This window comes from Streptomyces sp. NPDC107538 (assembly GCF_055657445.1).
The window spans coordinates 254267-269150 of the sequence record NZ_JBVKAY010000009.1; the positions used below are offsets into that span (position 1 = coordinate 254267).

Below are 14884 nucleotides of genomic sequence, written 5' to 3' on the forward strand. Positions count from 1 at the left end.
CGACGATACGGTCCCGTCCCGACGTAAGAGCAGGGCAAGGACGGCGTAAGAACCATGAGACGCCCAGCGGCCTAACAGCCACCGCCGAGTACGCGGGACGCCCCCCACTAGCGAAAGCAGCGGATGTGAGCCAGGTCCTCCACACACCGCCCCCGACCCCGGCGGACGCCGCACAAGACGCCCAGGCCGCCCACGCCGCCCAGGCCGCCCACGCCGCCCAGGCCCCCCGCGCCGCCGAGACCCCGGCGCAGCTGGCCGAGCGGTACGGCCTCAGCGTCAGCGGGGCCCGGCCCCCGCTCGGCGCGTACGTACGGCAGCTGTGGGCCAGACGGCACTTCATCACCGCCTTCGCCACGGCCAAGCTGACCGCGCAGTACAGCCAGGCCAAGCTGGGCCAGGTCTGGCAGGTCGCGAACCCGCTGCTCAACGCGGCGGTCTACTACCTGATCTTCGGCCTGCTGATGGGCACCAAGAAGGGCGTCCCGGACTACGTCCCGTTCCTGGTGACCGGTGTGTTCGTGTGGACCTTCACCCAGAGCTCGATCATGGCGGGCACCCGCGCCATATCGGGCAGCCTCGGCCTCGTCCGCGCCCTGCACTTCCCCCGGGCCTCGCTGCCCCTGTCGTTCTGCCTGCAACAGCTCCAGCAGCTGCTGTTCTCCATGGCCGCGCTGGTCGTGATCCTGCTGGCCTTCGGTGTGCCGGTCGCCCTGTCCTGGCTGCTGATCGTGCCCGCGCTGGCACTCCAGTTCGTGTTCAACGCGGGCGTCGCGATGGTGATGGCGCGGATCGGCGCCAAGACGCCCGACATCTCGCAGCTGATGCCGTTCGTGCTGCGTACGTGGATGTACACCTCCGGCGTGATGTTCAGCATCGACCACATGCTCGCCGACCGGAACATCCCGGCCGTCGTGCACCTGCTGCTGGAGTGCAACCCCGCGGCCGTCTACATCGACCTGATGCGGTTCGCCCTGATCGACAGCTTCCACGCGAGCCAGCTGCCGCCGCACGTCTGGGCGATCGCGGCGGGCTGGGCGCTCCTCGCGGGCGTCGGCGGGTTCATCTACTTCTGGAAGGCTGAGGAGACGTACGGCCGTGGCTGACACCACCATCACCCCCACCCCGACCCCAACCCCCACCGTCCCCGGCGCCCGAGAGGCAGCGGGCCGGGCGACCACCACCGAACTCGTCCCCACCGTCGTCGTCGACGGCGTCGACATCGTCTACCGCGTCAACGGCACCGGCGCCGGGCGCGGCACCGCCACCGCCGCGCTCAACCGCATCCTGCGGCGCAAGAAGTCCGAGAAGGCGGCCGGTGTGCGCAAGGTGCACGCCGTACGGAACGTGTCCTTCACCGCGTACCGGGGCGAGGCCATCGGGCTGATCGGGACGAACGGCTCCGGGAAGTCGACCCTCCTCAAGGCCGTCGCCGGGCTCCTCCCCGTCGAGAACGGCCGCATCTACACCGACGGCCAGCCCTCCCTGCTCGGCGTCAACGCGGCCCTGATGAACGACCTCACCGGTGAGCGGAACGTCCACCTCGGCGGGCTCGCCATGGGCATGTCCCGGGAGCAGGTCAAGGAGCGGTACGAGGAGATCGTCGACTTCTCGGGCATCAACGAGAAGGGGGACTTCATCACGCTCCCCATGCGCACGTACTCCTCCGGGATGGCGGCCCGGCTGCGGTTCTCCATCGCCGCAGCCAAGGACCACGACGTCCTGCTGATCGACGAGGCCCTCGCCACCGGGGATCGCTCCTTCCAGAAGCGCTCCGAGGCTCGGATCCGTGAGCTGCGCAAGCACGCGGGCACGGTGTTCCTCGTCAGCCACAACAACAAGTCGATCCGGGACACGTGCGATCGGGTGCTGTGGCTGGAGCGGGGGGAGCTCCGCTTGGACGGGCCGACGGACGAGGTGCTGAAGGAGTACGAGAGGTTCACCGGCGGGAAGAAATAGGCGCCTGAGAGCTCGGGGTGGAGCTGTGGTTCGGCGGGCGCGGGTGCGTCGTGGTTGTTCGCGCAGTTCCCCGCGCCCCCAAAAGACGACGCTCTACCTCTCCAGGAAGCTGAACAGCGCCTCCCATCTGTCCACGATCTCCTCCGTGCCGTACCGGCGGATGTTCTCCCGCGCCCTGTCGCCCATGCGGTCGCGCAGGGCCTTGTCGGTCATCAACTCATCGAGTCGGCGGGCCAGTTCGCCCGTGTTGCCGGGGGTGGCCAGCAGGCCGTCCTCGCCGTCGCGGACGATCTCGTGGACGCCGGGCGCGCAGTCGAAGGCGACGCACGGGACGCCCATCGCCATGGCCTCCATGAGGGCGAGGGGGAAGCCCTCGCCCCGGGAGGAGAGGGCGAAGACGGAACCGCCGCGCAGGGCGCCCGGGACGTCGTGCGTACGGCCCATCCAGGAGACCGAGTCGTCGAGGCCCAGGGCGGTGCACTGCTTCTTCAGCAGTTCCTCGTCCTCGCCGGAGCCGTAGACGAGCAGCGCCCAGTCGGGGTGCCGGGGTGCCACCTCGGCCCAGGTGTCGAGCAGCATGTCGACGCCCTTCTCGTCGCTGAGCCGGCCGATGCTGAGCACGGCCTTCCCGGTGCGCGGCGACGGCTCCTCCGGCAGCCAGGGCACGGCGTTGGGCAGATACGAGGCGTTGTCGAGGCCCTCGCCGATCCACAGGTCGGCGTCCTCGCGGGTGAGGACCAGCATCCGGTCGACGTCCCGGTAGTGCTTCAGCACCCGCCGGAAGCGGGAGGAGCGGCGCGAGGTCTCGAACGACTCGTGGCTCATCCCGATGACGGTCAGCCCGGCGGTGTCGGCGAGCCCCACCCACTCCATCGCCCACACCTGGGTCACGATGACGACCCCACCGGGCCGCGCCGCCCGGAAGAGCCCGCTCAGTACGGCCGCCCGCTCCCGCATGCTCGCGTCCCGCGCCCGGCCCGGGGCCGGCGGCTGACCGTCGTACAACCGCGTGGTGGGGTACGGGAGTTCGCCGAGGTCGTGCGGATCGTCGGGGGTGGTGATGCCGATGACGTGGAGACGGTGGCCGCGCTCGGTGAGGAGCCGGGCCAGGTGGTGGGTCCAACTGGTCACGCCGCCCGTCTCGTCCACGCTGTTGGACACCAGGAAGATGTCCCGCGATCCGGTCACGTGCGCCTCCACTCGGCGAAGAACTGGTCGACGACGCTCCGGGCCGCCGTCCCCTTGTCGTACTCACCGAAGTCGGCGGTGAACCGCTCCCGCGCGGCGGCGTACTTGAGCGTCTGCTCCTCCAGCGGCATCGACCGCAGGACGGTGTGCAGTTCGTCCTCCGTGCGCACGACCGGGCCCGGCGCCCGTTCGAGGAGGTCGAAGTAGGTGCCCCGGCCCTGGTGCACGTACTCCTCGTAGTCGTACGCGAAGAAGAGCATGGGGCGGTCGAGGAGCGCGTAGTCGAACATCACCGACGAGTAGTCCGTGATCAGCGCGTCCGCGAGGGCGAGGACGGGGGTCACGTCGTGGTGACCGGACACGTCGATGACCCGGCCCCTGACGGACGGCGGGAGCACGACGTGGTTGAGGTAGTGGGCGCGGACGAGGAGGACGTACTCGTCGCCGAAGGTGTCCGCGAAACGCTCCACGTCGAAGGGGAGGGCGAAGCGGCGCTGCCCCTGGTGACGGAAGGTGGGCGCGTAGAGCAGTACCTTCCTGTCCGCCGGGATGCCCAACTCGGCGGCCAGCGGCGGCCGTTCGGTCGCCGCCACCGCGCCGCGCGCCCGTACGAGCGCGTCGTTGCGCGGATACCCCACCCGCAGCAGCACCTTCTCCCGCAGCCGGAAGGCCTTCGCCAGCGTGCGGACGTCGTGCTCGGAGCGGATCAGGAAGTGGTCGAAACGGTCGAGGGTGCGCTGCTGTTCGGCCTGCTCGGCACGGGACTTGAGCTTCCAGCCGGGCTCGTCGAAGCCCATCCGCTTGAGCGCGGAGCCGTGCCAGGTCTGGAGATAGGTCGTGCCGGGGCGCTTGGTCAGCCGCAGCGGGAAGCTCTGGTTGTCGACCCAGAACTCGGCACGGGCCAGCGCCCGCAGATACGGAAGCGACCAGCGCCGTACGAGGGTGGCGTCGGCGGGGAACCCCTTCGGACGGCCGCCCGCGCCGGACCCCGTGTACGACCACACCGCCTCGAAGTCGAGACCCTGGCGGCGCATCTCCTCGTAGATCGCCCGGGGGCTGTCGCTGTACTGCCGGCCGAGGTGGCTCTCGAACACCACCAGGCGCCGCCGCCGCGGCATCCGCAGGAAGACCTCGTGGTAGAGGCGGATCTTGGCCTCCCCGGAGGTGGCCTTCTTCCGCAGCGCCTTCGCCTTGCGGTAGCCGGACTTGGCGACCCTGCCGGGCGGGCCCTGGAGGCTCCGGGTGACGACGACGGCCGCCTTCTTGTCGGGGACCAGGCGGAACGCGAGGTGCCCACGGGCGGAGATCTGCGGCTCGACCCGGTCGGCGACCAGCCGTGTCAGCCGCGGCCGGACCGGCGACTCCCCGGTGGCCAGCCCCGGTTCGGCGGCGGTCAGCCGGCTCGTCGTGCGCTCGCCATCGACGTCCAGATGGAGTCGTACGTCCCAGACGGCGTCCACGATCCCCAGCGGACGGATGGTCCTCGAGATGTCGACACCGGTCTGCCAGGCGATGTACGCGCCCTCGTGCCGTACGGTCGCCACCGGCACCCGGGACGTCCGGAAGCGCACGCCGGGGCGCCGGGCGTAGAACTCCAGCGAGGCGGTGAGCCGGGCGCCTGCCGGGACGACCCCGAGGGGGTTGGTGACCCGCCCGCCGAGACGCACACGGCCGCCGCGCCCCTCCCCTTCCTGCTCGTACTCCGTCAGCTCGTTGCGCAGGAACAGCTTGCCGAGCGGCCGGGCGTGGTAGCCGAGTTCGGTGACGTCGAGGATCCGGCGGGCGAAGGGATCGTCCTCGATGTGCTCGGCACACCAGTAGATCCGTCCGTCGCGCTCGACGAGGGGCGCGGAGACCTTGTCGCGGTTGGTGAGGGTGTCCACGGCGGGCAGCAGGTTGTCCCAGTCGCTCTCCCGCAGCAGATACGCGCAGATGGCGTGGATGGGCTCGACCTCGTCGTACGCGGCCGGGTCGATCGACGCCAGATAGGCGCGGGCCAGCTCCGCGAACTCCCGCCGGTAGGCCGCGTCCCGGAAGGGCAGGTCCCGCAGATGCAGCACGAGGTCGTGCTTGAGGAACTTGACGTCCTTGTGGAACTTCAGCTCCGCCATCCCCCGGTCGGCGAGGAGCCGGTCCACCCGGCGGTGGATCTCCATGCGGTGCGCGAAGTTGGCGATCTCGGCCCGCCGGTTGCTGATCGACCTGGACTCGGCCTTCCCGTTGTCCTGGACGACGTTCCAGTCGTAGACCCGGTTGGGGACGAGGGTGATCCGGCGGGCGGCCGTGTACGCCTGGGCGGAGAAGAAGAGGTCCTCGTAGTGGATGCCGACGGGGAACAGCAGGCCGCCCTCGACGAGGAAGTCCCGCCGGTAGCACTTGTTGGTGGACAGGGTGTCGTAGACCAGCAGGTCGGGCAGCTCACGGACCGAGTCGAGGGTACGGGTGCGGGCGTACAGCCACGGGTACCACTTGACCTCCTTCCGGGTGCGCGTGTCCACGTGGACGCGGACGCAGAGGCCGGAGACGAGGTCGGCGCCGGTGCTCTCGGCGGCCTCCAGCAGGTTCCGGCAGGCGTTGCGCTCCAGGACGTCGTCGCTGTCCAGGAACATCACGTACTCGCCGCGGCTCTCGCCGATGCCGTGGTTGCGGGGCGCGCCGCAGCCGCCGCTGTTCTCGGGGAGCCGGTACGCGCGGACGCGGCCCGGGTGCTCGGCGGCGAGCCGTGCGGCCACCTCGTACGAGCCGTCCGTGCTGTGGTCGTCGACGATCACGACCTCGACGCTGCGCAGCGTCTGCTCCAGCACCGAGCGGACGGCCGTGGGCAGCCGGGCCTCGTCGTTGTAGACGATCACGACGACGGACATGGCGGGTCGCTGGTCCACGCCGGCATTCACCCCCAATGGGTTCCGTTCATCCCTGTCATGCCTGTCATACCTGTCATCACTGCTTCTGCCCTCTCTACGCGGTCGCGCGTGTTCGGGCCACCCGGGTAGATGTCAATGGGTGAGTACAGGTTCCGCGCCCGCGATACGCTCCGCGCACAGGGGTGAGCGGAGGGGGCTGGTCGATGCGCGGGGTGGTGCCTGAGCCGCTGCGGACGGACGATCCGCGGGAGATCGCCGGGTATCCGCTGTACGCCCGCATCGGCGAGGGCGGCATGGGCACGGTCTATCTCTCCCGCAGCCGGGGCGGCCAGCCGGTCGCGCTGAAACTGGTCCGCCCGGAGTACGCCGACAGCCCCGCCTTCCGTGAGCGGTTCGCCCGCGAGGTGGCCGCCGGGCGCCGGGTCTCCGGCTACCACCTGGTGCCGATCGTCGACCATGACGCCGACGCGGTACGCCCCTGGCTGGCCACGCACTACGTCCCGGGCGTCCCCCTCGACCAGTCCCTGGAGACCCACGGCCCGCTGCCCGCCGCCACCGTCCTGCAGCTGCTGGCCTGCGCCGCGTACGCGCTGGACGCCGTGCACACCGCCGGGGTGATCCACCGCGACGTCAAGCCCGCCAACCTGCTGCTGGCGGCGGACGGGCCCTGGCTGCTCGACTTCGGCATCGCCCGGGCGGCGGGCGCGGCCACCCTCACCACCGCCGGACGCCTGATCGGCACCCCGCGCTACATGTCCCCCGAGCACGCCCTCGGCCGCCGGGTGACCTCCGCGTCCGACATCTTCGCGCTGGGCCTGACGGCCGCGGTCGCCGCGACGGGGGAACACCCGTACGGCCGCGGCAACCCCCTGGCCATCGCGACGCGTATCGCCGCGACCGACGTCGCCCCGCCGACGCTGGACGGCATCGGCCGCCCCCTCGTCGACGTCGTCCGCCGCTGCCTCACCGCCGACCCGGCCGCCCGGCCCTCCGCCGCCGCCGTCGCCGAACACTGCGCGGGGGCGGCCCGCCGGGACGTCCGCGACTTCACCGCGTGGCTGCCGGCCCCGGTCACCACGTCGGTGACCCTCATCGAAACGGCCTTCCACACGCTCTCCCTGTCAGAGGCCCCGACGACACGCCGCGTCCCGCCCCCACTCCGACCGACGGCCCCGATCACGGTGCGGGACGAGGAGTGGCGGCGCCGGGTCCGAAGGGATCCGTAGCGACGTCGCGGGGTGCGGGTGGGTGGGGGCGGGCCGCGCAGTTCCCCGCGCCCCTGAAGGGCCTCCGGCCCTTTCGGGCCGAAAAAGCAGGGGCGCAGCCCCGCTTTTTCAGGGGCGCGGGGAACTGCGCGAGAAGCCCCACCGAACCCGCACCCGCCAACGCACCCGAACACCCAACCCATTAGGCGCCCCACCCGCACCCGGAACCACAACACCACCCCCCAGTGTCATAAGTGCCGTATAAGCTTCTGACCGCTCCAAACGCCCACACCGGCCCAGGAGTTCGGCACCGCAAGGGGGAGGCTGACATCAGCAGCAGCACTGGCGACATCCTGAGCCCGCTGGGACCGCAGGACCCACGGGAGACCGCCGGCTACCACCTGCACGCCCGCATCGGCGAGGGCGGCATGGGCACGGTCTACCTGTCGCACACCCGCGGCGGCCAGCCCGTCGCCCTGAAGGTCATCCGCCGCGAGTACGGCCAGGACCCCGACTTCCGCCGCCGCTTCGAGCAGGAGGTCCAGGCGGCCCGCCGCGTGCAGGGCTACCACATCGTCCCGGTCGTCGACCACGACACCACCGGCGAACTCCCCTGGCTGGCCTCGACGTTCATCCCGGGCATCCCCCTGCACGACGCCCTGGTCGCCTTCGGCGCCCTCCCCCTGCACGCCGTGTTCCAGCTGGTCGGCTGCGCGGCCCGTGCCCTCACCTCCATCCACGCGGCCGGAGTCATCCACCGCGACCTCAAGCCGAGCAACATCCTCCTCGGCTCGCAGGGCCCGTACGTCATCGACTTCGGTATCGCCCGCGCCGCCGACGCCACCCACCTCACCCAGTCCGGCGGCCTCATCGGCACCCCGCAGTACATGTCGCCCGAGCACGCCCTCGGCGAGCAGGTCACCCCGGCCACCGACGTCTTCTCGCTCGGCCTGATCGCGGCGGTCGCGGCCACCGGACGCCATCCGTACGGCGACGGCGGTGCCATCACCATCGCCGCGCAGATCGCCAACACCGCCCAGCGCCCGCCGAGGCTCGACGGCTACGACGACCGGCTGCGCCCCCTGCTGGAGCGCTGCCTGACCGCCGACCCGGCCGACCGCGTCGGCACCGAGGAACTGGCCGCGCTCTGCCAGGAGTCGACGGACCGGGGCCTCGGCGACTTCACCGACTGGCTCCCGGCCCCCCTCACCGCCGAGATCACCCGCCGCGAACACTCCGCCCGGACCCCGCCCCAGCCGACCCCGCCCCAGATGCCCACGACGCCCTCGCCCGCGCCCCCGACAACGGCCCCGGCGCCTCCCCAGACCCCCGGCTACGGCTACCCACCCCCCGCCACCGACACCTACAACCTCACCCCGCAGCCCTCCGCCCCCGCCCCCGCCTCCGCCCCGCCGCCGGTGCCGCCCAAGAAGAGCCGCCGCGGCCTCAAGGCGGCCCTCGTCGCCCTGGCCCTCGTCCTCGTGGCCGGCTCGGGCGCGGCGGCCGCGGTGTATGTGCTGGGCGAGAAGAACGACGGCACCAACTCGGCGAGCGACGACACCAAGGCAAGCGACAAGGGCGGGGACAAGGCGACGCCGACGCCCGCCAAGTCCGGCTCCGGCTCCGGCTCCGGCGGCCAGGGCAACGGGGAGGACGACGTGGCGAATCCGACCGAGTCCGCCTCGGTCCCCGCCAACGCCGAGTACAGCGTGCTCTTCGAGGGCCAGTCCTTCGTCCTGCGCACCCCCAACGAGAACTACACCTACATCGACCTGGACGAGCCGAGCATCGACACCAAGGCCGAGATGGCCGACAAGAGACGGGACATGTCGGTCGAGAACAGCCGGTGGAACTTCGAGACCACGATGGGCAAGAGCGAGGGCACCACACCCCAGCAGTGCCGCACGGGCGCGGAGACCGACGTCCTGCCCGCCTATGTGGACACCGACTACTTCGGCGAGGACGCGGCCATCGCCGAGGGCACCCGCCTCTGCACGATCACCAAGGACGGCAACCTCGCCATGTACGAGATCACCACGCTGACCCCGGGCGAGTACAGCTGGGAAGTACCGTCCGCGCAGGGCAAGCTGACGCTCTGGAAGATCACCGAGTAACCCCGGCGCACGCATACGGGAGGGGGCGCCCCACGGCTGTGGGGCGCCCCCTCCCGCGTACCCCTACGAGTGGCTGCGCAGCAGCGTCCGCATCGTCCGCATCGCCACCGACAGGTTGGCGAGGTCGAACGCGTCGGAGCCCTGGATCTCCTCCAGGGTCGTCCGCGCCCGCCCGAGCAGCGCCGCGTTCTTCTGCTCCCACACCTTGAACCGCTGCTCCGGCGTGGAGGAGCCGTTGCCCGCCGACAGCACCTCGGCGGTGAGGGAGGCGTGGGCCGCGTACAGGTCCTCGCGGATCGCCGCGCGGGCCATGGACTGCCAGCGGTCCGCGCGCGGCAGATCGATGATGCGGTCCATGAGCTGGGTGATGCGCAGCCGGTCGGCGAGGTCGTAGTACACCTCGGCGACCTCCATCGGCGGACGGCCGACCCGGTCGCCGACCGCGACGATGTCGAGCGTCGGGAAGGCCGAGGAGAAGCCCGCGACCCGCGTGGCCAGCTCCTCCGGTACCCCGGCGCCCGTCAGCTCGTCGTGGATCTTCTGGTACCACTCCAGGTCCGCGCCGCGCAGCAGCTTGGGCAGCTCGCTCCAGACCAGGTGCACGCCCTCGGAGAAGAACGCGATGGTCTCGGCGAGCTGCAGCGGCTGCGGCCGGTTGTTGAGCAGCCAGCGCGTACCGCGCTCGACGAGGCGGCGGGAGTGCAGCCGGATACGGGTCTGGACGTCCGCGTCGACCGTGTTGTCCAGGCCCTCGACCGCGTCCCACACCGTGCCCGACCCGAAGATCGCGCGGGACGCGGTCTGCGCCCGGACGATCTCCTCAAGCGAGGCCCCGGTCTCCTCGCGCAGCCGGTGCAGGAAGCTCGTACCACCGGTGTTGACCGTGTCGTTGACCAGCAGGGTCGTGACGATCTCCCGGCTCAGCGGGTGGCTGTCGACATGCTCGGCGAACTGCTCGCGCAGCGCGGTCGGGAAGTACTCGTGCAGCAGCTTGCGCAGGTAGGGATCGTCCGGGAGGGAGGTGTGCAGCAGCTCCTCGGCGACGGTGATCTTGGTGTAGGCGAGGAGGACGGCCGTCTCGGGGCCGGTGAGGCCGTGCCCGGTGTTGAGGCGTTCGCGGATCTGCCGGTCGGTGGGCAGGAATTCGAGCGCCCGGTCGAGGTGGCCCTCGCGCACCAGGTGGCGCATGAAGCGCTGCTGGGCGTGGAGCATGTCCTTGGACTGGGCGAGGGCGTTGGCGATGGCCGTGTTCTGCGCGTAGTTGTTGCGCAGGACGAGCCGGCCGACCTCGTCGGTCATCTCGGCGAGCAGCTTGTTGCGCTGCTTGACGGTCATGTCGCCTTCGGTGACCAGGCCGTTGAGCAGGATCTTGATGTTCACCTCGTGGTCGGAGGTGTCCACGCCCGCGCTGTTGTCGATGGCGTCGGTGTTGACGCGTCCGCCGGTCTGCGCGAACTCGATCCGGCCCAGCTGGGTCAGTCCGAGGTTGCCGCCCTCGCCGACGACCTGGACCCGCAGGTCCCGTCCGTCGACGCGGATGGCGTCGTTGGCCTTGTCGCCGACGTCGGTGTGCGACTCGGTCGACGCCTTCACGTACGTGCCGATGCCGCCGTTCCACAGCAGGTCGACGGGCGCCTGGAGGATCGCCTTCATCAGGTCGGCCGGGGTCATCTTGGCGACCTTGTCCTCGATGCCGAGGACGTCCCGGATGTGGGCGTTGATCGGGATCGCCTTGGCGGTGCGCGGGAAGATTCCGCCGCCGGTGGAGATCAGATCGGTGTCGTAGTCGGCCCAGCTGGAGCGGGGCAGTTCGAAGACCCGGCGGCGCTCGGCGTACGAGGTGGCCGCGTCGGGGCTGGGGTCGATGAAGATGTGCCGGTGGTCGAAGGCGGCGACCAGGCGGATGTGCTCGCTGAGCAGCATGCCGTTGCCGAACACGTCACCGGACATGTCACCGATGCCGACGACTGTGAAGTCCTCGGTCTGGGTGTCGACGCCCAGCTCCCGGAAGTGCCGCTTCACGGACTCCCAGGCGCCGCGGGCGGTGATGCCCATGCCCTTGTGGTCGTAGCCGGCCGAGCCGCCGGAGGCGAAGGCGTCCCCGAGCCAGAAGTTGTAGCTCTCGGCGACCTGGTTGGCGATGTCGGAGAAGGTCGCGGTGCCCTTGTCGGCGGCGACGACGAGATAGGTGTCGTCCTCGTCGTGCCGGACCACGTCCGACGGCGGGACGACCTCGCCCGCGACCATGTTGTCGGTGATGTCGAGCAGCGCGGAGATGAAGGTCTTGTAGCTGCGGATGCCCTCGGCCAGCCACGCGTCCCGGTCGACCGACGGGTCGGGGAGCTGCTTGGCGACGAAGCCGCCCTTGGCGCCGACCGGCACGATGACGGTGTTCTTCACCATCTGCGCCTTGACCAGGCCCAGGATCTCGGTCCGGAAGTCCTCGCGCCGGTCGGACCAGCGCAGACCGCCTCGGGCGACCTTCCCGAACCGCAGGTGCACACCCTCGACGCGCGGCGAGTACACCCAGATCTCGAACGCCGGTCGCGGCGCCGGGAGATCGGGAATCGCCTGCGGGTCGAACTTCATGGAGACGTAGTCGTGCGGCTTGCCGCCGGCCGCCTCCTGGAAGAAGTTCGTCCGCAGCGTCGCCTTGATGACGGTGAGGAAGGACCGCAGAATCCGGTCCTCGTCGAGCGAAGCCACCTGGTCGAGTGCCGCGTCGACCTCTTCGAGGAGCGCGTCGACGATCTCCCGGCCCGCCCGCTGCCGGTCCGGCGACATCCGCGCCTCGAACAGCGACACGAGCAACCGGGTGGTGTGGACGTTGTTGCGGAGGGTGTCCTCCATGTAGTCCTGGCTGAAGGTCGACCCGGCCTGCCGCAGGTACTTGGCGTACGCGCGCAGCACCATGGCCTGCCGCCAGGTGAGCCCGGCGCTCAGCACCAGCGCGTTGAACCCGTCGTTCTCGGCCTGCCCGGTCCAGGTGGCGGCGAAGGCCTCCTGCACCCGCTCCCGGGCGTCGTCCCCGGCGTAGTCCACGCTGCCCGCCTGCGGCCTGGGCATCCGCAGCCCGAAGTCGTAGATCCACGCGGTCGTCCGGTCCGCACAGCGCAGCTCGTACGGCCGTTCGTCGATGACCTCGACGCCGATACGGTTGAGGACGGGCAGCACCGCGGAGAGCGAGACCGAGCCGCCCCGGCGGTAGATCTTGAAGCGGCGCTCGTCCGGCGCGGCGCCCACCGGCTCGTACAGGCTCAGCTCGAAGTCCTCGTCCTGGTCGAGCGCTTCGAGGCGGACCAGGTCCGCGACGGCCGAGCGGGGGTTGTGGTCGGCCTTGTACCCCTCGGGGATGGCGTTCGCGTACCGGCGCAGCAGTTCGGCGGCGCGCTCCTCGCCGACCTCGGCGTTGAGCGCCTCGGCGAACCCGTCCGACCAGGACCGGGCGGCCTCGACGAGCTTGGCCTCCAGACGGTCCTTGTCGGCGTCGCTGAGGTGCGGCAGTTCGGTGCCGGGCTGGACACGGACCACGAAGTGCAGCCGGGAGAGGATCGATTCGGTGTTCCAGGCGGTGAAGTCGACGCTGATGCCGCCCAGTTCCTCCTTCAGGATGTCGATGATCCTGAGGCGTACGCCGGTGGTATAGCGGTCGCGCGGGAGGTAGACCAGCGCGGAGTAGTAGCGCCCGTACTCGTCCTGGCGCAGGTAGAGCCGCAGCCGGCGGCGCTCCTGGAGGTAGAGCACGGAGGTGACGATGGACCGCAGTTCGTCGGCCGGGGTCTGGAACAGCTCGTCGCGCGGGTAGGTCTCCAGGATCTGGAGCAAGTCGCGTCCGTCGTGGCTGTTGGGCGAGAACCCGGCGCCGATGAGCACCTCGTCGACCTTGCGGCGGACGACGGGCACCCGGCGCACGGACTCGGTGTAGGCGGCGGAGGAGAACAGTCCGAGGAAGCGCCGCTCACCGACCACGTTCCCCTCGGCGTCGAACTTCTTCACGCCGACGTAGTCGAGGTAGGACGGCCGGTGGACGGTGGCCCGGCTGTTGGCCTTCGTCAGGACGAGGAGCTTGTGCTCCCGGGCCTTGGCGCGAGCGTCGGCGGGCAGCCGTTCGAAGGAGGAGCTGACGGGGTGCTGGTCGGGCCCGGAGTGGTGCGGGTCGGAGCGCAGGATGCCGAGGCCGGTACCGGCGACGGCGGAGAGCGAGTCGTCCTCGCGCAGCTCGTACTCCCGGAACCCCAGGAAGGTGAAGTGGTCGTCGGCGAGCCAGCGCAGCAGCTCGCGGGCCTCCTCGACCTCCTCCCCGCGCAGGTCGTCGGCGGTGTGCTCGGCGGGCAGCCCGTCGGCGATCCGGACGGCCGCCTCCCGCATCTTCTCCCAGTCCTCGACGGCCTCGCGGACGTCGGACAGGACGCGCAGCAGGTCGTTGTTGATCTGCTTGAGGTCGGCGCGGTCGGTCTCGCGGTCGATCTCGACGTGGATCCAGGACTCGATGTGCGCGTCGTGCGGCAGCGTCCCACCGGCGGCCACGGCGGCGGACGCCGCGGCGACGGCGGCCGGTTCGCTGATCAGCTCGACGAGTCTGCCGGTGACGTCCCGGCGGACGACGACCTGCGGGTGGATGACCACATGGATGCCGCGCCCCTGCCGTGACAGCTCGTTGGTCACGGAGTCGACGAGGAAGGGCATGTCGTCGGTGACGACCTCGACGACGGAGTGGCTGCAGGTCCAGCCGTTCTCCTCGACGGTCGGGGTGTGGACCCGTACGTTGGCCGTGCCCTGGGGGCGGTTCTCGGCCAGTCGGTAGTGGGAGTGGGCGGCTCCGAAGACGTCGACCGGGTCGCGGCCGCTCAGGTCCTCCGGGGCGGTGTGCAGGTAGTAGCGCTGGAGGAACGCGAGCACGGTGTCGTGGTCCGGGATGTCGGACGTGGTCTCGCTCGTCGTCCCAGTCGGTAGATACCCCCCGACCGGGCTGTTCTCAGCTACCCGGGCGGCCCGTTCGAGCAGCTCGGCCTTGGCTTCGTCCAGCTTGGTCTGCATTGTCCTCTGGCTCCTGTCGCGCGCCGTTGCGTGACGTAGAAGGAAGTACGAACTCGTCCCCTCCGACGCGCCGCCACGACACGGGGTGTCCGGTCTGATTCGACGCTATGCCGGGGGGTGGGACGAGCGGGGGGTAATCAGCCATTCTCGGCACCCGGCAGGGATGTGACGCTGCTCTCCGCGGCGTCCGACCGGTGGGGGTGCCCGGCGTCCCGGGAGCCCTGGTGGCTCCCTCCCGCCCGCGAGGACCAGCGACCGCCGCCCGGACACGGATGTCGTCCGTGTTCACCGGGCGCAGGGCAGGGACGAACGCGTCCCCGCGAGCTATCGCGCTGATCACGCCACAAGGCTATCCCTCCGGACGGGGGGCACGTCATGAGCCGTATGTGTACAAAACACAGGCCCGAACTTTGACGTTCTGCACAGTGCCCCTCGCGCACTTTTGAGCTTACCTCCGCGCAACCGAGCCTATACGCGCCTCCGGGGAAGCCATAGCCTGACGAGAAGAGCCCTGCCGCAG

Annotated in this window: 7 protein-coding genes; 4 read left to right on the top strand and 3 right to left on the bottom strand. The window is 70.6% G+C overall.

The window, feature by feature from the left end; translation table 11 throughout:
• The first annotated feature begins 125 nt into the window (after window positions 1-125).
• The gene (locus tag ACZ7MG_RS30235) at window positions 126-1103 is read left to right on the top strand and encodes an ABC transporter permease (RefSeq protein WP_471392876.1); all 978 of its coding nucleotides are present in this window, start codon (window positions 126-128) and stop codon (window positions 1101-1103) included.
• Entirely contained in the window at window positions 1096-1956 is an 861-nt protein-coding gene (locus tag ACZ7MG_RS30240) for an ABC transporter ATP-binding protein (protein ID WP_471392874.1), read from the top strand. The genes ACZ7MG_RS30235 and ACZ7MG_RS30240 overlap by 8 nt, the downstream gene beginning before the upstream one ends.
• A 93-nt stretch (window positions 1957-2049) precedes the next feature.
• On the opposite strand, the gene ACZ7MG_RS30245 is transcribed toward ACZ7MG_RS30240, so the two are convergent.
• Window positions 2050-3144 carry a glycosyltransferase gene (locus ACZ7MG_RS30245; protein ID WP_471392872.1) on the bottom strand — a complete coding sequence of 365 codons (1095 nt, stop codon included), beginning with the start codon at window positions 3142-3144 and terminating at the stop codon, window positions 2050-2052.
• The gene (locus ACZ7MG_RS30250) at window positions 3141-6008 is read right to left on the bottom strand and encodes a bifunctional glycosyltransferase/CDP-glycerol:glycerophosphate glycerophosphotransferase (RefSeq protein WP_471393368.1); all 2868 of its coding nucleotides are present in this window, start codon (window positions 6006-6008) and stop codon (window positions 3141-3143) included. The genes ACZ7MG_RS30245 and ACZ7MG_RS30250 overlap by 4 nt, the downstream gene beginning before the upstream one ends.
• A 203-nt stretch (window positions 6009-6211) precedes the next feature.
• On the opposite strand from ACZ7MG_RS30250, the gene ACZ7MG_RS30255 reads away from it, so the two are divergent.
• On the top strand, window positions 6212-7234 hold the full coding sequence (locus tag ACZ7MG_RS30255) for a serine/threonine-protein kinase (protein WP_471392869.1): 1023 nt from the start codon (window positions 6212-6214) through the stop codon (window positions 7232-7234).
• A gap of 380 nt (window positions 7235-7614) precedes the next feature.
• On the top strand, window positions 7615-9327 hold the full coding sequence (locus tag ACZ7MG_RS30260) for a serine/threonine-protein kinase (RefSeq protein WP_471946237.1): 1713 nt from the start codon (window positions 7615-7617) through the stop codon (window positions 9325-9327).
• 63 nt (window positions 9328-9390) lie between these two features.
• Here ACZ7MG_RS30260 and ACZ7MG_RS30265 read toward each other — a convergent pair whose 3' ends face one another.
• On the bottom strand, window positions 9391-14364 hold the full coding sequence (locus tag ACZ7MG_RS30265; RefSeq protein WP_471392863.1) for an NAD-glutamate dehydrogenase: 4974 nt from the start codon (window positions 14362-14364) through the stop codon (window positions 9391-9393).
• Window positions 14365-14884: the final 520 nt, after the last annotated feature.

Coding starts and splice junctions, on each gene's coding strand:
- ACZ7MG_RS30265 (WP_471392863.1), bottom strand. CDS start 14,364: ATGCAGACCAAGCTGGACGAAGCCAAGGCCGAGCTGCTCGAACGGGCC.
- ACZ7MG_RS30250 (WP_471393368.1), bottom strand. CDS start 6,008: ATGTCCGTCGTCGTGATCGTCTACAACGACGAGGCCCGGCTGCCCACG.
- ACZ7MG_RS30255 (WP_471392869.1), top strand. CDS start 6,212: ATGCGCGGGGTGGTGCCTGAGCCGCTGCGGACGGACGATCCGCGGGAG.